At 62.7% G+C, this 22241-nt stretch carries 23 protein-coding genes and 1 pseudogene; 14 read left to right on the top strand and 10 right to left on the bottom strand.

Features of this window, described 5'->3' with window-relative positions:
• Window positions 1-6 precede the first annotated feature (6 nt).
• Genes VIM54_RS15720 through VIM54_RS15710 form a run of 3 tightly spaced genes read left to right on the top strand, consistent with a single transcriptional unit; the run spans window position 7 to window position 3649 of the window.
• Entirely contained in the window at window positions 7-684 is a 678-nt protein-coding gene (locus VIM54_RS15720; protein WP_331902682.1) for a hypothetical protein, read from the top strand.
• Window positions 684-2159: a proton-conducting transporter membrane subunit gene (locus VIM54_RS15715; protein ID WP_331902681.1), complete on the top strand. Its 1476-nt coding sequence runs from the start codon at window positions 684-686 to the stop codon at window positions 2157-2159. The genes VIM54_RS15720 and VIM54_RS15715 overlap by 1 nt, the downstream gene beginning before the upstream one ends.
• Window positions 2078-3649 carry an NADH-quinone oxidoreductase subunit C gene (locus tag VIM54_RS15710; protein WP_331902691.1) on the top strand — a complete coding sequence of 524 codons (1572 nt, stop codon included), beginning with the start codon at window positions 2078-2080 and terminating at the stop codon, window positions 3647-3649. The genes VIM54_RS15715 and VIM54_RS15710 overlap by 82 nt, the downstream gene beginning before the upstream one ends.
• 98 nt (window positions 3650-3747) lie before the next feature.
• On the opposite strand, the gene VIM54_RS15705 is transcribed toward VIM54_RS15710, so the two are convergent.
• Window positions 3748-5364 carry a hypothetical protein gene (locus VIM54_RS15705; RefSeq protein WP_331902680.1) on the bottom strand — a complete coding sequence of 539 codons (1617 nt, stop codon included), beginning with the start codon at window positions 5362-5364 and terminating at the stop codon, window positions 3748-3750.
• A 54-nt stretch (window positions 5365-5418) separates the two neighbouring features.
• On the opposite strand from VIM54_RS15705, the gene VIM54_RS15700 reads away from it, so the two are divergent.
• From VIM54_RS15700 to VIM54_RS15660, 9 genes and pseudogenes are all read left to right on the top strand, one after another.
• Window positions 5419-5892 (top strand): MMPL family transporter, encoded by a 474-nt coding sequence (locus tag VIM54_RS15700; protein ID WP_331902679.1) that lies wholly within the window; start codon window positions 5419-5421, stop codon window positions 5890-5892.
• A gap of 434 nt (window positions 5893-6326) precedes the next feature.
• Window positions 6327-6740, top strand: coding sequence for a GNAT family N-acetyltransferase (locus tag VIM54_RS15695; RefSeq protein ID WP_331902678.1), 414 nt, complete (start codon window positions 6327-6329; stop codon window positions 6738-6740).
• Window positions 6741-6904: 164 nt separating this feature from the next.
• Window positions 6905-7303 carry a GNAT family N-acetyltransferase gene (locus tag VIM54_RS15690; protein WP_331902677.1) on the top strand — a complete coding sequence of 133 codons (399 nt, stop codon included), beginning with the start codon at window positions 6905-6907 and terminating at the stop codon, window positions 7301-7303.
• Window positions 7304-7569: 266 nt separating this feature from the next.
• Window positions 7570-9678 carry an alpha-galactosidase gene (locus VIM54_RS15685; protein WP_331902676.1) on the top strand — a complete coding sequence of 703 codons (2109 nt, stop codon included), beginning with the start codon at window positions 7570-7572 and terminating at the stop codon, window positions 9676-9678.
• A 58-nt stretch (window positions 9679-9736) separates the two neighbouring features.
• Entirely contained in the window at window positions 9737-11047 is a 1311-nt protein-coding gene (locus VIM54_RS15680; RefSeq protein WP_331902675.1) for an ABC transporter substrate-binding protein, read from the top strand.
• Window positions 11048-11107: 60 nt separating this feature from the next.
• Window positions 11108-12040: a sugar ABC transporter permease gene (locus VIM54_RS15675; RefSeq protein ID WP_331902674.1), complete on the top strand. Its 933-nt coding sequence runs from the start codon at window positions 11108-11110 to the stop codon at window positions 12038-12040.
• 65 nt (window positions 12041-12105) lie between these two features.
• Window positions 12106-12894: a carbohydrate ABC transporter permease gene (locus tag VIM54_RS15670; RefSeq protein ID WP_331902673.1), complete on the top strand. Its 789-nt coding sequence runs from the start codon at window positions 12106-12108 to the stop codon at window positions 12892-12894.
• Between the two features lie 11 nt (window positions 12895-12905).
• A complete protein-coding gene (locus VIM54_RS15665) occupies window positions 12906-13958 on the top strand; it encodes a LacI family DNA-binding transcriptional regulator (RefSeq protein WP_331902672.1) in 1053 nt (350 codons plus the stop codon).
• 59 nt (window positions 13959-14017) lie between these two features.
• Window positions 14018-14156 (top strand): annotated as a pseudogene (locus VIM54_RS15660) (IS3 family transposase); the annotation flags it as partial.
• A 162-nt stretch (window positions 14157-14318) separates the two neighbouring features.
• On the opposite strand, the gene VIM54_RS15655 reads toward VIM54_RS15660, so the two are convergent.
• Together VIM54_RS15655 and VIM54_RS15650 are read right to left on the bottom strand one after the other, a co-directional pair.
• Window positions 14319-14492: a CsbD family protein gene (locus VIM54_RS15655; protein ID WP_331902671.1), complete on the bottom strand. Its 174-nt coding sequence runs from the start codon at window positions 14490-14492 to the stop codon at window positions 14319-14321.
• Window positions 14493-14972: 480 nt separating this feature from the next.
• Window positions 14973-15545, bottom strand: a complete 573-nt coding sequence (locus tag VIM54_RS15650) for a glutamate-cysteine ligase family protein (protein WP_331902670.1) — start codon at window positions 15543-15545, stop codon at window positions 14973-14975.
• Window positions 15546-15755: 210 nt separating this feature from the next.
• Between VIM54_RS15650 and VIM54_RS15645 the strand changes: the two genes are divergently transcribed.
• Window positions 15756-15905 carry a hypothetical protein gene (locus VIM54_RS15645; protein ID WP_331902669.1) on the top strand — a complete coding sequence of 50 codons (150 nt, stop codon included), beginning with the start codon at window positions 15756-15758 and terminating at the stop codon, window positions 15903-15905.
• Window positions 15906-16301: 396 nt separating this feature from the next.
• Here the strand turns inward: VIM54_RS15645 and VIM54_RS15640 are convergent, their stop codons facing one another.
• From VIM54_RS15640 to VIM54_RS15615, 7 genes are all read right to left on the bottom strand, one after another.
• Window positions 16302-16952 (bottom strand): ABC transporter ATP-binding protein, encoded by a 651-nt coding sequence (locus VIM54_RS15640; protein ID WP_331902668.1) that lies wholly within the window; start codon window positions 16950-16952, stop codon window positions 16302-16304.
• 36 nt (window positions 16953-16988) lie between these two features.
• Window positions 16989-18953 (bottom strand): hypothetical protein, encoded by a 1965-nt coding sequence (locus VIM54_RS15635; protein WP_331902667.1) that lies wholly within the window; start codon window positions 18951-18953, stop codon window positions 16989-16991.
• A 111-nt stretch (window positions 18954-19064) separates the two neighbouring features.
• Window positions 19065-19334: a lactococcin 972 family bacteriocin gene (locus tag VIM54_RS15970; RefSeq protein WP_414673234.1), complete on the bottom strand. Its 270-nt coding sequence runs from the start codon at window positions 19332-19334 to the stop codon at window positions 19065-19067.
• 304 nt (window positions 19335-19638) lie between these two features.
• The gene (locus tag VIM54_RS15630; RefSeq protein ID WP_331902666.1) at window positions 19639-20361 is read right to left on the bottom strand and encodes a hypothetical protein; all 723 of its coding nucleotides are present in this window, start codon (window positions 20359-20361) and stop codon (window positions 19639-19641) included.
• A gap of 58 nt (window positions 20362-20419) precedes the next feature.
• Window positions 20420-20827 (bottom strand): type II toxin-antitoxin system death-on-curing family toxin, encoded by a 408-nt coding sequence (locus tag VIM54_RS15625; protein WP_331902665.1) that lies wholly within the window; start codon window positions 20825-20827, stop codon window positions 20420-20422.
• The gene (locus tag VIM54_RS15620; protein WP_331902664.1) at window positions 20824-21027 is read right to left on the bottom strand and encodes a hypothetical protein; all 204 of its coding nucleotides are present in this window, start codon (window positions 21025-21027) and stop codon (window positions 20824-20826) included. The genes VIM54_RS15625 and VIM54_RS15620 overlap by 4 nt, the downstream gene beginning before the upstream one ends.
• A 16-nt stretch (window positions 21028-21043) precedes the next feature.
• Window positions 21044-21571 carry a histidine phosphatase family protein gene (locus VIM54_RS15615; protein ID WP_331902663.1) on the bottom strand — a complete coding sequence of 176 codons (528 nt, stop codon included), beginning with the start codon at window positions 21569-21571 and terminating at the stop codon, window positions 21044-21046.
• Window positions 21572-21653: 82 nt separating this feature from the next.
• Between VIM54_RS15615 and VIM54_RS15610 the strand changes: the two genes are divergently transcribed.
• Window positions 21654-22241, top strand: a complete 588-nt coding sequence (locus VIM54_RS15610; protein WP_331902662.1) for a TetR/AcrR family transcriptional regulator — start codon at window positions 21654-21656, stop codon at window positions 22239-22241.

Below are 22241 nucleotides of genomic sequence, written 5' to 3'. Positions count from 1 at the left end.
GTCCGGATGTCGAACAGCGTGTTTTCGGAACTGATCGGGTTGAGCGCGGGCGCACTCCTGCTCACCTCGGTGCTGACCGTGTGGCATCGGTCGCAGCGCGCATCGATTCGCGCACTCGCGGTGCAGGGATTTGCGCTGGCCGCGCTCGTCGCAGTCGTCGCAGTTGACCGTGCGGACGTCGAACTCGTCCCGGTGTTCTTCCTGGTCCTGGTGCTCAAGGGGCTTGTTCTGCCGTGGGTGCTGGCGCGTCGTCCGGTGGTGGTTGGAACGGCACGTGTCCGGATTGACAGCGAGGACGAATCGCCCCTTCTGAACCCTGTTGCGACTCTGGTGGCGGCAGCGTTGCTCGGCGTGGTGGCTTACGCGGTCACCTGGCCGTTGGTCGCATCCAACCCGAGCGCCGCCGCGCACGCCGCGCCTGTCGGAGTGGCGATGGTTCTTATCGGCTTCCTTGTGCTGGTGACCCGTCGTCGCGCAATTTCCCAACTTGTCGGCTTCCTGGCTTTGGACAATGGCATCGCAACGGTTGCGTTCCTGATTTCGGGTGGTGTGCCCATCCTGCTCGAATTCGGGGCGTCGCTCGACGTCTTGCTCGTGACGCTGATTCTCCAGGTGTTCTCGCGACAAATGCGCGCGACGTTCGGTGACACCGATGTCGGCCGAATGAGAGAGTTGCGCGACTGATGTTCATCATCCTGTTGGTTCCCGTCGCGTTCCCACTCCTGCTTGGGGCATGGGCGCTCTTCCGCGTGGCGTCCTGGGTGCGGAGGTTCTCCGGCGTTGTCTCCAGCGCCGCGATCCTGGGCTCGGGGATCGTCGCTGTGCTTCTGGGGCAGGGGAGCGCACCGCTTTCATCCGCCGGTATCCTGCGCGCAGACACTCTTTCTGCCTACATGCTCGCGGTCGTCGGCGCGGTGGGGCTCGTGGCCACGTGGGGTGGGCTGGCTCCCCGGGAGGCGGATGCCCCGGTGCACACCGAGGTCGGAGGGGCCCCGCGAGGCATGTACGCGGCGCTCGTGTGCGTATTTCTTTCGGCGATGTCGCTGGCGGTACTTGCCGACAACCTTGGAGTGATGTGGGTTGCGATCGAGGCGACCACGATCGCTACCGCCTTCCTGGTCGGACACAACCGCACCCGGCGTTCGCTCGAAGCGGCATGGAAATACGTGATCCTCGCCCCTGCCGGTGTGGCGATCGCCTTCCTCGGCATCGTGCTGATCTATGCGTCCTCCACCGGCACCTCCACACCGACACTGTCATGGGTGGCGCTAACCCAGATGCACCTGCACCTGGATCCCGCGTTGGTAAGAGTCGGTGCGGCGTTGGCGGTGCTCGGCTTCGCAACCAAGGCCGGCCTCGCCCCGATGCACAGCTGGCTGCCCGATGCCCACAGCCAGGCCCCTGCGCCTGTTTCCGCCCTCATGTCGGGAGTCCTGTTGTCGGTTGCGCTCTATTCGATCCTGCGTATCCAGGCGGTCGCGAATGCCGTCATCGGTGCGGAATTCCTGCGCGCACTGCTGGTCGCTGGGAGCCTGCTCTCACTCGCGATTGCCGCGGCACTGCTCTTGCGCCAGCGCGACTACAAGAGAATGCTCGCCTATTCGAGCATCGAACACATGGGTGTCATGGCGCTGGGTGCTGCCGTCGGCCCGACAGCGCTGCCAGCGGTGCTCCTCTACATCCTCAGCCACGGTCTGATCAAGGCGAGCCTCTTCATACTTGCCGGGAGACTGCTCACAGCCGAGGGCACACCGATCATCTCCGACGTGCGGAGCCTGCTCGCACGCCGGCCGGGCCTGGCGGTACCGTGGTTGATCGGCATCGTCGCCCTGGTGGGTTTCCCGCCGTTCGGAATCTTCTTTTCCGAGGTCGGCATCATACTCGCCGGATGGGGCACAGGGATGGGCGTGATCATGGCGGTGGCGTTGGCACTCATGTTGGTCATCTTCGCGGGAATAACCCGGTTGACAGTGGGCATGATGTTCGGGTCGGCCGACCAGCCGGACCCGCACGCGGAGTCGGCGCTCGATCGATCTCCGCACGGTCCGATAGTGCCTCTGGTTCTCGCGCTCGGGGGGTGCGCGATCATTCCCTTCGTCTCCGGACCCATCGGCTCCGTGCTATCGGATGCCGCTGTGGCGTTGAGTCGGACGCGATAGTGAGCGAAGGCACCGGAACGAACGCCCACGAGGTTGATCGCACGGAACTCGTGCGCGAAGCATCCGCCCTCCTGGAGCACGGCTACCGCCTTGCCCTGGTGGCGTGCCACGAAGACGACGACGCCTTTCGAATCGTGTACCTCTTTGCGGGGAGAATTCGTGAGCAACCGATCGAGATTGTCGTGTCCATCCCCGCCGACGATGCCTGGGTCCCCAGCCTCGCCGAGGTGTCATACTCCGCGGGGCAGTTCGAACGCGAGATGTTCGACCTCTACGGCGTTCTGCCACAAGGACATCCGCAGCCGCACCGCCTGCTGCGGCATGCGCACTGGCCGCACTCCTGGCACCCGATGCGCCGTGATGCGCAGGTTGTTCCGGTCTTCGGTCCCGACGTCGCCTCATTTCCCTTTGTCGAGGTCGAGGGAGCCGGCGTGTACGAAATCGCGGTCGGCCCGATCCACGCCGGCATCATCGAACCGGGCCACTTCCGGTTCTCTGTCGTCGGCGAAACGATCGTCCGCATGGAGGCCAGGCTGTGGTTCCTCCACCGCGGCATCGAAAAACTCTTCGAAGGGCAACCCCCTGCTGCCGCGATCGAACTGGCGGAGCAGATCACCGGCGACACGTCGATCGGCCATTCGCTGGCGTTCGTGATGGCTGTCGAGGCGGCGTCGAGCATCGATGTGCCCGCACCCGACCGACTGGTGCGGGCGCTCCTGCTCGAACTCGAGCGGCTATACAATCACGTCACCGATCTTGGCGCGTTGGCCAATGATGCCGGGTTCGGCATCGCGAACGTCCACGCGCAACGCCTGCGAGAGTCCCTCATGCGAATCAACCATGCTGTTGCGGGTCACCGGCTGCTCCGTGGTTGCCTGAGCGTGGGCGGAGCGCGGGTGCGATCGCTCCCCGACCCGGCGACGCTGCGCGGCATCGCGGACGCGGTCGAGGAACTTGTCGGCATTACGCTCGCGCATCCGATTGTCCGGGATCGTTTCGCTGGCACCTCGGTTCTGCATGCCGAACAGGCGCTGGGGTTCGGCACGCTCGGGTATGTCGCCCGGGCCTCCGGGATCGACGTCGATGCGCGACGGGACCTCCCCTTCGTCGACCTCGGCGACTCGTTTCAGGTACCCGTGGAGACGGCCGGCGACGTGCTCGCGCGCTATCTCATACGTGCGCGCGAGTTTGCTGTCTCAACCAGGGTATCCATCGACTTGATTGAGCGGCTTGCGGGGTCACTCGGGCGCGGCCGGACAGTCACCACACGGTCGGAGGGAAGTGGGAGTTCCTTCGTCGAGGGATGGCGCGGAACCGTAGTGCACCGGGTAGAACTCACCGCAGCCGGCACTCTGAGCAGAGTCAAGATCGTGGACCCGTCGTTCTTCAACTGGCCGGCACTTCCCGCAGCACTGGCGGACACCATTGTTCCGGACTTCCCGTTGACCAACAAGAGTTTCAACCAGTCCTACGCAGGCAACGACCTGTGATGAGAGGCCGAACCGCCCCACTATTCGCGCGGATCGTGACCCGCGACACGCGTCACGAAAGCACGGCTCGCACTCGAGTGCGACGCCGCACCACATAGCTATACCCCGGGCGGCACCGGGCTAGCAGAGGTGAACGGTTCAAAGGCATCTGCGCCGCTCGATGCGAGCCAGGAATACTCGATTTCCTCGCCACCTGCGAGCCAGCGTGACGGGGTGGGGGAGGTCAGCCAGTTGACCGGCTCAACCCCGCCGAGCTCGCCACCGTTCAAAGCCAGCCGCAGCGCGGCGGCAAGATCTTCCTCCACCGAGGGAATCCTGGTGGCGGGATCAACGGACACGAAGAGTGCCGTACCGCTTCGGGCAACTAGATCGAGGAACTGCCGGTTCAGCGCCCAGTCGGTCATCGGTGTGCTGGCGACACAGTCCGCGTCTGCCGTGAAGAAAGTTCCGTGCTGGGCAAGGCGGAACGCGAGGGTGTTGATGCCGACCCGGCGGGTGCGGTTCCAGTCAATGCCCGACGTGTCATCGCCGATGCGCAGCGCGTCCGTGAGGCCGGCGGCGAGGTGTCCGACAACATTGCAGCCGAGAATGAGAGTGTCCCCAGCTGCAGCGCGAACGGTTCGGTAGAAGTCGACAAGGGTTTCGGCAGTAGTCCGAGAGGGATCGTAAAGGGCGGGTCCGGTGGATGGGTTGGGGCCGAAGTCGGGTCCCCATTTCCCCAGCAGGTCGTATGTCGAGAAGTCGTGTTTGATCAGTTCGAAACCCCACCCTTTGAGCCGGCTGACGTCGTTGGCAACCAGGTCGAGTACCGCGGGGGAACTGGGGTCGAGCGCGATCGCTCCGTCGCGAGCACAGCGCGCCCCCTCAATTGACGTGTCTCGCGTGAGAAGTGGGCGGTACCAGACTCCCGGACGAACGCCCTGTTCGCGAATTGCACCAGCCGCTTCCGCCATATCGGGAAACTCCGTCGGGCGCCCGTGAGTCCAAGGGCCGCCCGACGCGGCGAGCCCGTCGGCAGTCCCATTCGGACTCCAGCCATCATCGATGACACCGAATGGCCGGACGGGGTGATCGCCGACGAGGTCAGCGATCATGCGGGCGTCGCGCACCACCGCGTTGATGCCGAAATCCCGCCCATACGCGTAGTACCAGTTGTTCGCACCAACCAGTGGGCCCGCCGACTGGCGCGGGTCCGAGCACAGGGTACGCATGAGCTCTCGTTGTGCGACGAACGGTCGCAGATCGCTCACTGTCCAGCGAATTGTCGCCGCGTGAATGACTCGAGTTCCCGGGCGCACGGGGGAGCCACCGCTGCGCACGTCCAACGTCAGGGTCACGCCCAGCGCATCGACCTGCCAGAACGCAAACGCGCCGCCGCGCACTTCAACACCGAAGCCACTGGTGTGTTCTGACTTGGGGTCGAACACCAGCGCGGTCCAGGGCAGAAACTGTTCCGGGCGCATTTCGCGCCACTCAAGTTCACCGTACGACCGTTCCCACGTATCTCCGAGAACGACGGGTGCGTCGGGCATCGTCTGGTTCCACCGAAGCGCAATGCGCGCAACCGTTGATGCGGCAGCGATGTCGACTCGAAGCCCGACGTCAACAGTCGTCAACGTGACATCGATACCGCTTTTGGCAACCGTGGTGAAGGGGTCATCACTCCCGGATTGCACGCGAATCGACGTCGGGGTGGGGACTGACAGCTGTGTCACAAGTTCTCCTTCAAGTCTTCTGGACCGCCACTCTGCATGTAATAACATTCTGTCATGACGATTTGTAACGACATCCATTGTTGTGAAGATCAATTTACTTGGGTGACTTTTCGGTCGGCTGACCTGGTCCACGTCGATATCAAGAAACAGGGCCGCATCTCTCGAATCCGTGAGGAGTACACCCACGGGTTGTCGCCCAAGGAGGCGATCGTGTCAGGGGTCACCAAATCGGGGCCAGTCCTCGTGGCCGCCGCCTTGATTATGGCGTTCGTTTTCGGCGGATTCGCATCGAGCACGATGACGTTCGCGGCCGAAACAGCGTTCGGTCTCCTCATCGGTGTGCTGGCCGATGCGCTCCTCGTTCGAATGGTGATCATGCCGGCCTTGCTGTCGTTGGTTGGAGAGGCCGCTTGGTGGATGCCGCGGTGGATGCAGAAGATCGTGCCCAATATCGAGGCCGAAGGGCACGCGCTGAGCGCCGGACAGCCAGTTCTGACCCACACACGGCCAGAGGTGTTGGTCGGCTAATTCGACAGGGTGGGGCCCGGCAAGTAGCCGAGGCCCCACCGGCTGTGCGTGGTCCCAACGGGTCGATACCGCACGGCGAACTCGCGAAAGATTCGAAGATTGGCAAGGACCATGCGGAAGTACTCTGTGACGCCAGAACAAAAATTTGCAACTCGACGGTCGGCACCAGTTCTGGATACTCCGGATCCGGCAGCGGCCCTGTACATTTCAGAAGAAACCGGATTCCACTCCGCGGGAACAACGAGTGTTCGCATAGCTCGCTGGGGCTGGGAAGAAGATGCCGCTCTGTCACGGGCGGCCCACGGGCTTGTGAGAAGTGACCACTGAGCTTGCGGACTATTGCGTGAGCCCGAGCTCGATCCGATCAACCACCCCGAAGTCACGAGCAGTGTGGCGTGAAAGCTAGTGTTGCCCGGTCGGGGAGAGACGCGAGATTGTGGGCGCAGCTCTACAACGGCTACCGCTCTTTCTACGAATTGCCCGCGGATCGCGCGGCAGTTGCCAGGACGTGGGAATGGATGCTCGGCCGCCAGCACGGTCTTCGCGGCATCGTGGCTGTGAATTCAAGCGACAACATCGTGGCCCTCGCCAATCTTCGCCTATTCGCGCGACCGTCGACCGGTCAGATCGGGCTCTACCTGGACGACCTCTTCACCTCTTCCGAATCGCGAGGATCAGGCGCCGCGGGTGCCATGCTCCAACGGGCCGCCGTAGTCGCCGCCGAGGAGGGCGCCACCGTCATCCGCTGGATCACCGCGAAGAAAAACTCCACGGCACGCAGGGTCTACGACGCTCTTGCGTCAGCAACCGACTGGGTGACCTACGACATGAAACCCAGCGACGCGTAGTCATTCGACCCAGAAAGCCCTTGCATCCGCGGCCGTAGAGACCTGTCATCTGTCACACGCGCGTTTCGCATGGCTTTCGGCATTCGCTAACCGTCAGCACGGCTCGCGTGGCGACGGCGTCCCGCTTGCAAGATGTCCGGAAGGCCTCTGCAAAGATGTTGCCCATGGCGATCGAATACGAATGGCGTGGGGCGTTTGAGGATGAAGAAGCTAACCAACTACACGCAGAGGGTTTTGACCATAAGTACGTGAACGACGATTGGAACGAGATTCTTGCGCGCCTCAGCCTGGGGTGGGTCACAGCGCGCGACCGCCAGGGCCTCGTCGGTTTTGTCAACGTGATTTGGGACGGCCGGGTGCACGCGTTCATCGAGGACACCCTGGTGGCAAATCGCGCCCGTCGCCAAGGAATCGGAAAGCGGCTCATCGCGATTGCGGTGCAAGAATCGCGGGCTGCAGGCTGCGAGTGGCTTCATGTTGACTTCGCGGATCACCTGGGGAGCTTCTACTTCGACGCCTGCGGTTTCCGGCCCACCGATGCCGGACTAATGCAGCTGCGCTAGAGGCGCCTGATCAGCCAACGGGCGAACTCAACACGACCCTCCTGGTGGAGCCATACGGGAGCTGATCTCCGTTTGACGGGGCCCTCAACCTGCTGGTCACCCGCAGTCAAATCCCGGGGCGGAACTGGATCTCCTTCTTCACCACGGCCGCGTTGTTTGACGGACTGTTGATAACGGTTTCATAAAGCCGTTGACTTAAGATCTGATAGCGGTATCATAAATTTTGACATCGGGATCTTCCCGTTTTCACAATGATGAGGAATCCGATGCTAGACACCTTTTCCTGGGGCAATGAGGCGTTCGCGCTGAGCTTTGAGGTCGACGACGCGTCGAAGGTGCATCTCGCGGGGGTGACCACCGCGGCCGGCACGGACCTGGCCATCGCTCCGGAACTTCCCCTCGTCGAGGTCCTCGCCGCGAACGGTGGGCACGCAATGGCGAGCGATCGCCTGGCGCACACGGCGGTGGGTGAACGGCTCGAGTTTCGCGACTGGACGTCGCTTCAGACGTCGTTTGGATCTCGGCTAGAGATCAGGCTCGTCGATCCTGTGCTCAGTCTCGCCGCGACCTACGTGCTAGAGGCGGACACCGCATCCGCCGCCTGGCGGTCCCATGTTGAGCTCACCAACGAGTCGGATTCCGTGATCGTGCTGCGAGCTGTGCCGTCATGGTCTGCATATCTCGGTGGATCACCGGCTGGAGCACGCGGCCCGCGCAACTGGTCGCTGACAGAGGGCAGCAGTGACTGGCTCGCCGAAGGACGATGGACCACGACGCGACTTTCGGAGACGGAATTCCCGGATCTCGCCGCGCATCTCACCAACCACAATCCACGCGGTGAACTCTCGCGAGTTTCGACCGGTACCTGGTCGACGGGCAAGCAAATCCCTATCGGGGCGCTGTCGTCTGGCGATGCCACCTGGGTGTGGCAGATCGAGCACAACGGACCGTGGCGATGGGAGATCGCCGAAGATCTGACTGACGGGTACTTCGCCCTCTCTGGCCCAACCGACTGTGATCACCAGTGGTCGAAGCCGCTCGCCCCTGGAGCCTCGTTCCACTCCGTGCCGGCCAGCGTCGCTCTCGGCAACGACCTCACCTCCGGCATTGCGCAGCTCACCGCGTTTCGTCGTGCGAGCCGTCGCGAACACAATGACAACGTCGGCATGAAGGTTGTCTTCAACGACTACATGAATACTCTCAACGGCGATCCGACGACGGCGAAGCTGTTGCCGCTGATCGATGCCGCAGCGGATGCGGGCGCGGAGGTCTTCTGCATCGACGCCGGCTGGTACGACGACGGAGGCGACTGGTGGGACAGCGTCGGCGAGTGGAAGCCGTCCACGACGAGGTTCCCGGGCGGCCTGCACGAGGTCGTCGAGCGGATCATTGAACGCGGAATGACGCCGGGTCTCTGGCTCGAGCCCGAGGTGGTCGGCCTCCGCAGCCCCGTCGCGGCCTCATTTCCGGATTCAGCGTTCCTGATGCGCAATGGGCAGCGCCTGGTCGAGCACGGTCGGTTCCACCTCGACTTCCGCAGCGCCGAGGTGATTGCGCACCTGGACGAGGTCGTCGATCGCCTGGTCAACGAATTCCGCGTCGGATTCTTCAAACTCGACTACAACATCAACCCCGGCCCCGGCACGGACTACCAGTCGGACAGCGTCGGCGACGGACTGCTCGAGCACAACCGGGCACACCTCGGGTGGATCGACTCCGTGCTCGATCGCCATCCGACACTGATTCTCGAGAACTGTGGGTCCGGCGCGATGCGGATGGATTTCGCCATGCTGTCGCGGATGCAGCTCCAGTCGACGTCCGACCAGCAGGACTTCCTCAAGTACCCGCCGATCGCCGCAGCAGCTCCGATGTCGATGCTGCCCGAACAAGCGGCGAGCTGGGCCTATCCGCAGCCAACGATGTCGCGCGAGGAGGCCGCCTTTTGCCTCGCGACCGGCCTACTCGGACGCTTCTACCTCTCTGGGTACCTCAACGAGATGAGTCCTGAGCAGCGGGAGATGGTCGCGACAGCCGTCGCTGTGGCGAAGGAACTCCGCGGGGACATCCGCAAGTCCGTGCCTTTCTGGCCGCTCGGGCTTCCGACGTGGACAGCGCCGTCGGTTGCCCTCGGGCTGAGGACCCCGTCGACTCGCTTCCTGACGGTGTGGGATCGCGGTCCGACTGATGGACCCGTCTGCCTTGAGCTTCCCGACCTGATCGGAGCGCAGCTCCGCATCGACACAATCTTCCCCCGCGAACTCGAGCCCTGGACTACCCTCTGGGACTCCGCGACGGGAACACTGAGCGTCCATAACCCCACCGATTCGGTGGGTGCGAGGACGTTCCAACTGACTCCAGTGGGCTCGGAGTCGTGACCTGCACCACAACACCACCGTCCTGCATGGCACGGTCAACACAACAAGGAGCAATTCAATGAAGAACGCTTGGAAGGGTGCGATCGCTGTTGCGGCCGCTGCTGCCCTCATCCTCACCGGTTGCAGTGATCCCGGATCAGGAAACACCACAACGTCGTCGGGCTGGCCTTCGCAGACCGCGAGCCTCAAGGGCGTCACGCTGACCATCTGGGCCGCGACCAACTCGAACAAGACCGCTGACAACGTCATTGCAGGTTTTGAGAAGGCGACCGGTGCCACGGTCAAGGTCGTCACCATCCCCGACCCGTACGAGCAGGGTGTCCAGACCAAGGTGGCGACGGGCGACAAGCCCGACCTTGCCTTCTGGCAGCCGACCGCATCCGAGCTCACGTCACTCAATGCGAAGACGAACCTCATTTCGCTGGACGGTGCGCCGTGGCTCAGCAAGTACTCGACTGGTCTGAAAGACATCACGGGACTGCTCGGGAACACCCGCTATGCGGCACTCGTCACGAGCCCCGCAGTCGAGGGCGTTTACTACAACAAGGAGGTCTTCACCAAGGCGGGCATCACCGCTACCCCGAAGAACTGGGACGAGTTCATCGCCCTCGCGAAGCAGCTCAAGGCGAAGGGCCAGACACCGTTCTTCGAGATGGGTGGCGACAAGTGGGCAACGCAGTGGTGGGTGCAGGTGCAGCTTGCCGACGCGGCGAAGGCCGGCCTGTGGACTCGTGTGAACGAGAACAAGGAGAAGTTCACCGACCCGACGATTCAGGGCGCTATCGACAACTACAAGGCGCTGATCGATGATGGTCTGTTCAACTCGGACATCAAGACGGCCACTTTCGCCGACCAGGGTACCGCGCTGCTGAGCGGCAAGGCCGCCATGGTCGTGCAGGTGAACTCGTTCTTCGGTGAGCTGCAGGCCCAGTCCAACACGGCCGAGCTGAACCAGAAGATCGGCTTCTTCCCGATCTCGCCCACCGGCAATGTCGGCACTTTCATCCCGGATCAGAGCAACGCGCTCGTAGCCTTCAACACCGGAAAGAACAAGCAGCAGTCCGCTGCGAAGCAGTTCCTGTCCTACTGGATGGGCACGGGCTACCCGTCGTTCGTCAAGGCGCAGTCCACCGTCTCGCTCGAGACTGCTGTTCCGTCGCCGAGCGACGTTCCGCAGGCTCTGCTGGATGTCGCGAAGTCGGTGAACACCTCGGTCGGCTCCATGCAGGCGCTGGCCGTCGCAAACCCCGACCTGTATCTCAACCTCGGGGACATGATCCAGGGCACGAAGACCACCGTGCAGGTGGCCCAGACAACCCAAGACCAGTTCACGCAGCTTGCAAAGGCCCAGGGCGTAAAGGGCTTCTAAGCACCAAAGGGGCGGCGGTTCGTTCCGGACCGCCGCCCCTTTCTTCGAAAGGAAACACCTGTGACTACCGAGATGCGAGCGCCCGCCCTGGGGCAGCGCCGCCGCTTTGCACGGTCAAGTCGAACGCTCGGCGGCCGCAACCATCCGGCATGGTTCCTGTTTCCCGCCCTGGCGATCCTCATCGTCTTCTTCTTCATCCCCACTCTCTTCAACTTCATCTACGCGTTCACCGACTGGTCCAGCTTCAAGAGCGCGATCAACTTCGTCGGCGTTGAAAACTTCACCTCGCTGTTCACCAACGGCAGCCTGATCCAGGATCTGCGGATCACACTGATCTACGCGGTTTTGGTCGCTCTGTTCCAGAACCTGTTCGGGCTGGTCCTCGCGCTCATCCTCGAGAAGGACACCCGCATCAATCGCTTCGCGAGGGTCGCCTTCTTCGTGCCCGTCGTCATGTCCGCGCTCGCGGTCGGGTACATCTTCCAGGCGCTGTTGAAGCCAGCAGGTGCTCTCAATCAGATCCTGAGTGTCGTCACCGGGCAACACGTCACAACGGCATGGCTCGGCAGCACGACCTGGACGATCCTCGTGGTCGCGCTCATTCACGCGTGGAAGTGGATGGGCCTCTCGATGCTCATCTACCTGGCCGGCCTGAAGACCATCAGCGAGGACGTGATCGAGGCCGCGCGGATCGACGGGGCGTCGTGGTGGTCCTCCTTGCGTCTCATCCGTTTCCCGCTACTCGCGCCGGCCATCACCTTCAATGTGGCAACGGCGTTGCTCGGATCCATGAACGGGTTCGACATCGTTCAAGCGACAACGGCCGGCGGCCCTGGCGGCACGACCGAGCTGCTGAACATCTTCGTCTTCCGCACCTTCGGACAGGGCCTCTTCGCGCAGGCGACGACCATGAGCCTTGCCCTGTTCCTGATGGTGGCCGTCCTGGCCTTCCCGGTCATCCGATTCCTAAGGAAGCGAGAGGAAGTCCTGTGACAACCGCAGACGTGAAATCCGGCTCAACTCGGCATCGTCCGCGACGCCGATTCGTCCAGCCAATTGTGGCACTGCTTCTCGTCGTCGTGCTGCTTGGGGTGCCGTTCTGGCTGGTGATCTCCACCGCCGGCAAGACGCAGGCTGAGGCATTCAACCCGAACCTTCAGGCGCCAGCGACGTGGCATATCCTCGACAACTTCGCGACCGTGCTCGACCAGGGGCGCATGGTTCCGGCGTTCTTAGGCAGCCTCCTGATCATGGTTCCCGCAGTTCTCGCTGTGCTGGTTCTCGGGTCAATGGCGTCGTGGATTCTCGGTAGACGCAAGAGCCGCACCCTGGCCTTCGTCTATGGCCTTGCGATCAGCGGCATCGTGCTGCCGCCCGCTGTCGTCACCATCGTGCTGTTGCTCCGCCAGATCGGCCTCGCCGGCACAGCGCTCGGGATGATCGGGGTCTATGCCGGCATGTACATGTCGACCGTGATCTTCTTCGTCACTGGATTCGTGCGCACGATTCCGGTCGAGCTCGAAGAGGCAGCGCGAATGGATGGTGCCGGTCCGGTTCGCGTATTCTTCCGGGTCATCCTCCCGCTGCTCGGCCCAACGCTGTCGACGGCGACAATTCTGATCTGCCTCTACATCTGGAACGACGTCTTCTACGCCCTGTTCGTCGTCGGCGGCCGGCTGGATACCCTGCCGCTGAACCTCTACCAGGTGGCCAGCTCGGGGCTGTACCTGCAGAACTGGAACCTGATTTTCGCCTACATCATCCTGATGAGCCTTCCGCTGCTCATCACCTTCACGGTGATGCAGCGCAAGATAATTTCCGGGATCACCAGCGGCGCAGTCAAGTAGGGCCGCGCACCGTGTTGCGCGCGACGGATACACTCAAATCAATGTCGATGACCACGCCAAGCAAGCCCGCAGTTATTGCGGATGTCGCGCGCGTGGCCGGGGTCTCAGTGCCGACAGTTTCGAGGGTGCTGACCGGGGCTGCCAAGGTCAGCGATGGCAAGCGAGAGCGAGTGCTCGCGGCGATCGAAGAACTCAACTTCCGTCCAAGCGCTGCCGCGCGGGCCCTCGTCGCTCGCCAACCGAAAATCGTCGCCGTGCTTGCAGGCAATACCTCCCAGTACGGCTACGCCGAGACGATACGAGGAATAGAAGAAGGTGCGCGGGCGGCCGGATTCGTTGTCTCCATCACCGTCGTCGAGTCGGCGGAGGATGAAAGCGTCGATCGCGCTGTGGACCTGGTGATGGCGCAGTCGGTCGCGGGAGTGATCGTGCTGAAGTTCGATCCGCCCGGTGTTGCAGCTCTTCATCGCCTGCCGAAAGGCATCCCCACCGTCTCGATCGCGGGCGTGCGGGAGAAGGGGGTGCCGCAGGCGGTACTGGATGAGACCGCGGCGGCCAGCGAGCTCACCGAGTACCTTCTCGGGCTCGGACACAAGACGGTCTACCACGTGAGAGTGCCTCCGTCGCGGCGTGAGGACGGCCGCACTACCGGATGGCGCAAGACCCTGATTGCCGCCGGCGCCGAAGTTCCTGATGTGCTCGATGCGAGCTGGGAACCGGAGAGCGGCCGAGGGATCGGTCTCGAATTGGCGTCACGCCCGGAGGTCACCGCGATTTTCTGCGGTAACGACGAGATCGCGATGGGCGTGATTCGCGGGTATACACAGGCCGGAAAGTCGGTGCCGCAGGACGTCAGTATCGTGGGATTCGACGACCATCCGCTGGCTTCGATGTGGTCACCGCCGCTCACAACGGCTCGGCAGGACTTCGCCGGCCTTGGGCGACGCGCCTACGGGCTCCTTGAGGCCGTCGTGACCGGAACGCCGGTTCGAAGCTTCTCTTCGGAGCGGCCGAGTGTGATCATCCGCGAGAGCAGCGCCCCGCCGCGCGCAGCGCCCCGGTAGTACTTAGTTAGGTTGGGCGTGTCGGCTGTTAATCGTCGCGGGGATCTGTTGCGCCACGAGGGCTTGGTCCCGAACCGCGCCCGTTCCGGGTCACCACCGAAGCGGACGCCGAAGCGGCAGCGAACATGCCTGACCTTCTCAAGCGGGACGTCACCGCCGACAAGCCCTGGAGTGAAGTTCGTCGGCGACATCGCCTACCGAATGAGAGAGCTGTCTTCGTGCCAGTTCGAGAAACTTCCGGATCGCTCCGTGTCGAGAACCACCCCGCGATCGACCTTCTCAGTACCTGACTTCATCCGGTCGAACGCCTGGACCGGATTGTCCCGAAAGGTCTGGGCGCGTGGGCACCTGGCGCGTTCGCTATTTCTTGAACACGTCTTTCACATGTTCGCCGGCCTGCTTCAGACTCGCCTTGGCCTGGTCGGTCTCGCCTTCAGCCTCGAGCGACTCGTCCCCCGCGATCTTGCCCGCGCTCTCCTTGAGCTTTCCCGCGGCCTTCTCAGCCGCGTTCTTGATCTTGTCAGCCTCACTCATTGTGTCCACCTCTCGTCGGTCGAAGACAGTGAGGCCGCGCCGGCTGATCTGACCTTCAGCGTTCTGGGCGAGCCCCCTTTCCGGCGATGATACCCTCGCGTCACGGCTGCGACAATGGGCTGGACACCGGCTCCCGCCTCATCCACCGGCAATTCCGGAGCCCGCGACCTGCGGGGAATCCGCGCTGGATGGCTCCTCCGGTCAGATGACCATTTCCAGGCAGGCTTCCGACAGTTGGGGCGAGGGACAATTGGCGGTCGTATGTCGCGGCTGCACTTTTGCAACTCAACCTGTGCTGGGCCAGAGGGCCAGCCGAAGCAACGCGGCCGGGACCGGGCGAGGAAGGATGCCCTGCCGCCATTCTCTTGCAGCCGTCTCCACCACCGCACGGACCAGCCCGGCGATGAGGACGGCGTCCTCGGCGTCAGGCAGGCATCGGTCACTCGGACCAGGGTGGGGTGCTTCCGCGACAGCCGGGCGTCACAGTAGGCCATCCCTTCGCCCAGCAGGATTCCGGATGCCATATACCCGGCGTTCAGGGAATGGTACCTGGCAGCCGAGCCGAACAGCTCGACCGGGCCAGCTGTCGGCCACCGACCCCTGAGCCTGTGTGCGGTTGCTGGCGTGCCCGGTGTCAGCGCCGTTCCAGAATGGAGAATTCGCGCTCAAGGCCGCCAGCACCGGAAGCCAGATGCGGATCCGGTCCAGAACCGCCACGCCTTCCTCGTCCGAACCGACGGAGACGTGCACGTGGAGCCCGCACGTTAACTGTTCCCTCGCGGTAAGGCCGAAGCCGTCCATCATGGCCGCATACCGGGGACCACGCGTGGTGTGCGTGACCGTCGGCAGAGGGGACGTGGCCAGGGCGGCGACCCTGGCCCCCACGGCCCGCGCAGCAGCGTCCGCCGCGTCGCGTCCGCGGCGGATTTCCTCCAACAGGCCATCAAGGCTCGAGCAGGGGCTCGTCTGCACTTCGATCTGCTCTTGCTTGAATTCAACCGCGAGGACGGGGTCGCCGACCACCGATAAGGTGCCAGCCGCGATCCTGCTCACGGCCAGCAGCTCGCCAGCCAGGGGCAGCAGCCGGCCGGCGGCGGGGTCAACGATCCGCCCCCGGAACCACAAACCGGAAGGAGCCCGGGCCTCCCCGAATGACCCGGCGCTGCTATGATTTGACTCACACTCCGCAGTGGCAAATGAGCGACGATACTCGGAATTGGCAGGCGTAAAATGGGCAGGCGAGGAATAGGTCTGATCGGGATTGTGTATCTGGTCATCGGGGTGGTGGTCGCTGCCACCCACGGCTATCTCGTGGCATGGAACATTCCCGGCAACATTCTGGAAGGCCTGGCGGCGATTGTGCTCTGGCCTCTCGTGCTCTTCGGGCTCGATCTGCACAACTTGATCGCATAGGGATCCGAAAATCCACGCTTCTGACGGGCCTTCGCTGTACGTGGGTGAAACGGCTTTGCGGGATCACGGACGGTACATCACGTTTGATCCGTGTCCCGCTTCTAAGCCGAGAGCGGGATCGGCCCTATGCAGGGCGCTGCCGAGGTAGGTGAGGACGCGGGCGGGGTCGTTGTCGGGGTCAGCCCACGAAACGGAATAAATAACACGCTAAGAGATCCGGACCTACGCAGGGGTCAGAGCTTTCCAGCTTTGAGTTGGCCACTACGCCTGGCGCACAAATACGCGTGCGTCGGCCCCGGCAAGTACCGGCCCCTGCTGACGGTGGCGGCCCACAACGTGTTTTCGTTGCTCAAGGTGGAGGTTCGGATGGAGTCTCAGCCGCCTACCTGAACGGCACTACGGCTGACCGGGTCTGGAGAGATCCAATGTGGTGTCGCATGCTGCCATGAGGGTTTCGTCGTGGGTGGCGATGACGACGGCCGATCCGCGATGGGCCTCCGCTTTGAGGAAGCCGGTGACGAGGTCGCGGTTGGCGCGATCCAGCGAGGCGGTGGGTTCATCGGCGAATATCACGTCCGCTTTGCGGAACATCGCTCGGGCCAACCCGACTCGCTGCTTTTCACCGCCGCTGAGCGTGGAGACCATTTCTTTCCCTCTGCCGGTCAGGCCGACCCGTTCAAGAATTACCTCAATACCTTCGTGGTCTCGCTTGTGCACGCCGAAGAGGGGGAGGCGGGCGAGCATTACGTTGTATGCGACCGACTTCTCATCGACAAGCCCATGATCTTGGAAGACGAACGCTGCGTGCTTTTGCCAGAAGCGGCGCCGACGTGCGTCCTTCCAGCGCGTTGTGTCGTGATCGCCGACCATGACGCGTCCGCTATCTGCTCGAACCAGGAGGCCGAGAACGTTGAGTAACGTCGTCTTCCCACTCCCGCTTGGCCCGATCAGGGCGAGCGTCTGTCCCTCGTCAACATGGACACCGCTGGCAGCGAGTACTTCGCGTCCGTCGATGGTGACAACAATGTCTTCGGCACGAATCTTCACGGCTTGGTCCTCTTTCTGTAAGCGCTGGCTCGTCGACTATTCGGACCGTGCCAGGCGATGCGCGAACATCCTTCGGACCGCAACCAGGTGAAGTCCCGCACTGATGGCAACATACAGAGGGACCGCAACCAGGACCCACCATTTACCTGGATCAGATGAGCCCTGCGATCCAGCCAGGATGAGCACTGTAATGGCGATCGCAAGTGTGCTCTCCCAGACCATCCGGCCTGACAGGACCCTCGTCCAGGTCCATCCTGATGTGCGTTGGGCAAACAGGCGTCGTCCCCGCCCGAGCGCGTAGATCCATGCGGAGACCGCGATGCTTGCCACGAGTGCGAGGATCACGAGCGCATACGAGAGGATTTTCACACTGGCTGTCTGATTTTGCTGCTGGCTGTTGTAGAGCCCGCTGTCCGAGACGCGATCAATGGAGAGCACACTCCCGCCGAGCGGACTGCCGGAAAGGTATGTCCGCAACCATCCCGAGTTGCTGAAGATCAGATTTCCTGAAGACAGGGTGGAACTGAGGAAGTCGCGGTCGAAAGTGGAACTGGGACTTTCGATAACCACGATCAGTGGATTCCGGAAGTTTTCCATCTCTCCTTGCACCGGTGCCAAGCCCGGGAAGGCCTTGGCACCTGTATACCGATAGGTAGTGAAGTTCTGGTCGAAGCCATCGAGATTCCTGCCTGCACGGTTCCAGAGCTCGAATGAGTCCGACAGAGCCTTCGTAAGCGCAGGCGATAGCTGATCGTGTGAGATCACCTTTCCTTGCGCGCCGAGAGGCCGATCTAGCGAAACGGAGAAACGCATGAACGGCGCAACGGCCTTCAGGTAGCTGCGGTTGACCATCACAACTCCGTCGTACCCGGCCGATTCCAGCTGAGGATTATTGCCCGTATTCAATGCGTAGGAAAATGTCAGAACCCCGGTATGGTCTGCGGCTTGCACGAGAGAGTCCATGTTCGTGATCTGCGAGTCGAATTCTTCGGGTGTGGCTGTCCCGATTCGCACCGATACCTGTCCGGAAAGACTCGCCCACCGGGCACCCTGATCCGAGAGGTTGGTCGCGATGGCAATCGCAGACCCTGCCGCGGGCAACGAAATCGCGACTAGAACGAGCGTTGCCGCCTTGAGCGCCTCGCCCACCAGTCGAAAGTGCCGCTCCGGCGGAATCCGCGAGGCAATCCCGGCAACTGTCGGCCAGGTGAATGCACTTACCAGCAACGCGCTGATCAGCATCACAGCAAGCGCAAACGCGAGAAAGGACAAGGTGGTCATCCCGAACTCGACAAGAAAAGCGCCCTTGCCGCTGAACCAGACAACCCCTAATGCGAGCAGGAACCCCGCGAGGATGGGGAGAAAGCTCACCCATAGCAGAGAAAGAAAATCATCGACAAGAATCTTGCCCGAACGAGCGCCGTTCAACACCTTGATTGTGCGAGCCCGAGCCCTCAGAACATACCAGGACACGGTCAGGGAGATCAGTAGAACGAGACACGTCAGAAACGGCAACCAGGCCCCGGTACTGATGAGGGCGTTCGAGAGCACCGCCTGAACAGTCTTTGTCTGGGGGTTCGATTGAACACTTGACACCCTCAGCCACTGGGCCAAGTTCGCTACGGCCTCGGGAGAGCCAGCGTATACATACGTCCCGCTCAATGAGGCATCGCCGAAAGTATCCGCTGCACGCAGTTCGCCCTTCATCCCTGGGCGGAACCAACTAATTTCCACGGGGTGCGTCGGGGCACCCCGGCCGAACACGTACAGCGACTGTGAGGTGAGGAAGTGCGCCGGGTCGGCAACTACTTTGGCGAGTTTCAGATCGGAGGAGTCAACCAATCTATTCAGCTCGGAGATCACTCGGTCCTTGGATAGTGCCGAATGCGAAAAATCGAGATGAGTCGTGTATTCAGTACCCCACGGGAATCCAGCCTCTTCGGAGGAAAGAAACATGCCAGCAAGAACTGCCAGGAAGATGGAGACACCGAAAGCGGCCAACCGAACCAATAGTTTAAGCATCAAGATCTCTGTCTGTGTGGAATCGCGTGTGCAGAGTTGGGCTCGGTTCCAAGGAATCGAGCCCAACTGAAACTATTGAGAATGCACCTGCTAGCAAACGCGGTAGTAGTAGTAGTGGTTGTTGGTCCAGATGGTGGCTTTCATGGCAGAATTCGCCCATTGATTGGCGGCAGTTTGAATCGATCGGTTTGTGCCCCAGTCGTTAATCACGGTGGTCCCGTGGCATCGGCCGACGTAATAGTCTGAATATGCACGCACACCGGCAGCGAGACCATAGTTCCAGGTCCCCCCTTCTATCGGATATTGAGTGCTGGCGTATGCTGCCGTGGCTGTCCCGCACAGGATACCCACCAGGCCGATCGTTGCGAGCGTCTTCTAGAGCGACGTTTCACTTGCTCCCTAATTTCTGACTGGGTCAACCCCAGGTACTTCGAGATGTGCTCGCCAAGTCCGCTGAATTCCGTGGACTCGATGGTGGCCCACTTTTCCGCCCTGCAGAAGCGTTGGTGTAGACCGGGGAAGGAGAAAGTCCTCATCCCAATTGAGCAAGTCGCAAGGCTGCGATTTGCTCATCTTATTGACGAAATTATTGACTTGTCTGTCCTCAGAAAGGTGGACTTGATGGGGGACGGTTGAGAATTGGGAGCGTGAACAGCGGCGGGTTCTAGCGGTTATTGGTTGGCGCTGCCGGGGTGGCTTCGTGTACTTCGGTTCGTTCATGCGCGGAATCGTTCTGGTCGGCCGCGGCAGCCGCGCCTTGGCGAGGTTTTCTAAAGATGTAGACGACGACCCAGGCTAGGACGATGGTGAACAGGATGATGGTGGGCAGGATGATTGGGTTGGATGCCAGAGGGCTCGCGCCGCCATCTCCCGAGAGCATCAGCGGAATATTGATCACGTTGAGTGCGATGAATCCGATCAATAGCCGGACGCTCCCGCGGTAGTAGGCCCAACATGCGACACACAGGGCCAGCTCGATAGCGAAGTCCAGCCATGGTATGGATTGCAGGTTCAGCCCGAACGTTGGCGTGGCGATCCCTGGTGCGATTTGGAGGTTCGGTTCGTGCTGGATGAAATCCAGCACGATGTGGCTGGCAAAGACCCACCCGAAAATGGTCGCGACGTCGTTGCGGCGGAATACCCACCGCAGGAGCGCCCAGAGGAACATGCCGCCGCCGAGACCGGTGAGCAGGCTGTGCGAGTACGGGAGGTATTCCAGGTGAAGCGTGCCACCCTTGTCGACCGTTGAATGTTCAATGCCCAAGTAGCTGAACGTGACCCACAACAGCTCGCTTCCTTGCGCGGCCACCATGAGTCCGAAAAGTGATGCCGACGGGTCCGCTCGCTTGGCTGCTAAAGCAATAGCCGTATGGGCGGGTGCATACATAGGGAAACCTCTCCAGCGCGAAAGCAAACAACTCCGCTTCGAGCTGGAGCACGCAATACTACCAACCCGCAATCGACCCGAAGCGACCACAGGGGAAGGTGCAGCCCCGCGCGATCCGGTCGGCGATGGCCGGGATCTCGTCCAGCCGGCCGGACGCAAGGTCCATGATGAAGTCGTACGCGTCATCGTTGGACCAGGCGAGGCGTCTGCCGTTCAGGCCAAGGAACGCGATCAGCGAGGCGAGACCCAACCGCTTGTTGCCATCGATCAGGCCGTGGTTGCGCACCAGTGAGTGCACCAGGGCGGCGGCCTTCTTCTCGAGGCTGTCGTACGCATCCGTTCCGAATGCGCTGGCAGCGGGTCGAGCGAGAGCGGACTCCAGCAGCCCCTGGTCGCGAACCGACATCCCGCTGCCCAGCGTCCGCTCACCGACGTAGAGCAGCTCGGGGTAGGAGAGGTAGATCACTTTCCGAGGCGGTCGAGAGCTTCGGCGTAGCGGGGAAGCTCCTCGTCGAGAATCTGGCCGAGCAGATCCCGCCGACTGTGGTTCTCGACGTATTCGCGCACCGCCTGTCTCGCGATGTCCTGCATGGACCGGGACTCGAATTCCGCCCGCCGACGCAGCGCGTCGGCCTCGGAGTCGCTCAGGCGAAGAGTCATCGGCATGGCGCCATGGTATCACTCATGACACCACCTCAGTCGGTGGCCTGCCCGAGGCCAGGAGCTTCGCCGGGGACTGCCCGGCCGTCGTCCACGACCCGGAGAAGGCCAGCACGGCGATCGCCGAGGTGGGCATCGGCACCGGTTCGTCCGCGAGAAGGTAGGCGAGATCCTCGATCCCAGGATTGTGGCCGACCAGCACGACGGTGCCGGCGTCGTCGGGCAGGCCGCGCACGATCCCGAGCAGTTCGCTGGCGGAGGCCGCATATGCCCGGTCGTCGATGCGGGTCGGCGGGGCGTCGTCCAGCTCCGCCGACGCGAGCTCCCAGGTGCTGCGGGCCCGCCTAGCCGGTGACACGACGACGAGGTCGATTCCGCGGACGCCGTGGGCCAGCCACTGCCCGGCCAGCCACTGCCCGGCCAGCGGCGCCTGCCGCAGCCCACGCTTGCTCAGCGGCCGGTCGACATCCGCCTCGTCGCCCGCCCAGTCCGACTTGGCGTGCCGCAGCAGGATGAGGATGTGCTCGGGACGCACCGGGTGATTCGCCATTCCGTCAGTGTGCCACCCTCGGCGAGTTTCTTGCGAGAGGGCCTTGACACGAATCCCGTATTTAGTGTTAATGGTGATTGACATGAAAAGTACACGACCCTATGAGATGCGAGCCCGCGCGGATGCCGCCGCGCAGACCCGGGACCGCATCATGGGTGCGGCGATCGAGCTCGCCAACGAGAAGCCGATCAACGCCCTGGTGCTTCCCGACGTCGCGACGAGGGCGGGGGTGTCCGTGCAAACGGTGCTTCGACTGTTCGGCAGCCGGGACGGCCTGCTTGACGCGGCCACGGAGTCCGCGATGGCGAGCGTCCTTGCCGAGCGCGAAGTGGTGCCCGGCGATGTCGGGGCGGCCATCGGCACGCTGTTCGACCACTACGAGGTGCGCGGCGACGGGGTGCTGCTGCTGCTCGGCCAGGAGCGCTGGGAGCCCCGCGCCGCCGAAATCACGTCGGCCGGCCGCCGGCTCCACCGCGAGTGGGTCGCTGGGGCCTTCGCCCCGTACCTGGCCGGAGCCGAGGACGTCGAGCGTGACGCGACCGTCGACCTGCTCGTCGCGGCCAGCGACGTCTACACGTGGAAGCTGTGGCGCCGCGACCGGTGCCTCAGCCGACCAGAGGCGGAGGCGCGAATGCTTCGCCTGATCGGCAACATCCTGGAAGGGATCTGA

The sequence above is a fragment of the Lacisediminihabitans sp. genome (assembly GCF_036569425.1).
In the GTDB taxonomy this organism is placed as follows: domain Bacteria; phylum Actinomycetota; class Actinomycetes; order Actinomycetales; family Microbacteriaceae; genus Lacisediminihabitans.
Note: the sequence above shows the minus strand (reverse complement) of the source record. Positions and strands in the feature narration are given on the sequence as shown.

Excerpts from the sequence above, each read along its gene's own strand:
- VIM54_RS15720 (WP_331902682.1), top strand. The coding sequence starts at position 7 with ATGTCGAACAGCGTGTTTTCGGAACTGATCGGGTTGAGCGCGGGCGCA.
- VIM54_RS15715 (WP_331902681.1), top strand. The coding sequence starts at position 684 with ATGTTCATCATCCTGTTGGTTCCCGTCGCGTTCCCACTCCTGCTTGGG.
- VIM54_RS15700 (WP_331902679.1), top strand. The coding sequence starts at position 5,419 with ATGACGATTTGTAACGACATCCATTGTTGTGAAGATCAATTTACTTGG.
- VIM54_RS15690 (WP_331902677.1), top strand. The coding sequence starts at position 6,905 with ATGGCGATCGAATACGAATGGCGTGGGGCGTTTGAGGATGAAGAAGCT.
- VIM54_RS15685 (WP_331902676.1), top strand. The coding sequence starts at position 7,570 with ATGCTAGACACCTTTTCCTGGGGCAATGAGGCGTTCGCGCTGAGCTTT.
- VIM54_RS15680 (WP_331902675.1), top strand. The coding sequence starts at position 9,737 with ATGAAGAACGCTTGGAAGGGTGCGATCGCTGTTGCGGCCGCTGCTGCC.
- VIM54_RS15655 (WP_331902671.1), bottom strand. The coding sequence starts at position 14,492 with ATGAGTGAGGCTGACAAGATCAAGAACGCGGCTGAGAAGGCCGCGGGA.
- VIM54_RS15630 (WP_331902666.1), bottom strand. The coding sequence starts at position 20,361 with ATGTATGCACCCGCCCATACGGCTATTGCTTTAGCAGCCAAGCGAGCG.
- VIM54_RS15620 (WP_331902664.1), bottom strand. The coding sequence starts at position 21,027 with ATGCCGATGACTCTTCGCCTGAGCGACTCCGAGGCCGACGCGCTGCGT.
- VIM54_RS15615 (WP_331902663.1), bottom strand. The coding sequence starts at position 21,571 with ATGGCGAATCACCCGGTGCGTCCCGAGCACATCCTCATCCTGCTGCGG.
- VIM54_RS15610 (WP_331902662.1), top strand. The coding sequence starts at position 21,654 with ATGAAAAGTACACGACCCTATGAGATGCGAGCCCGCGCGGATGCCGCC.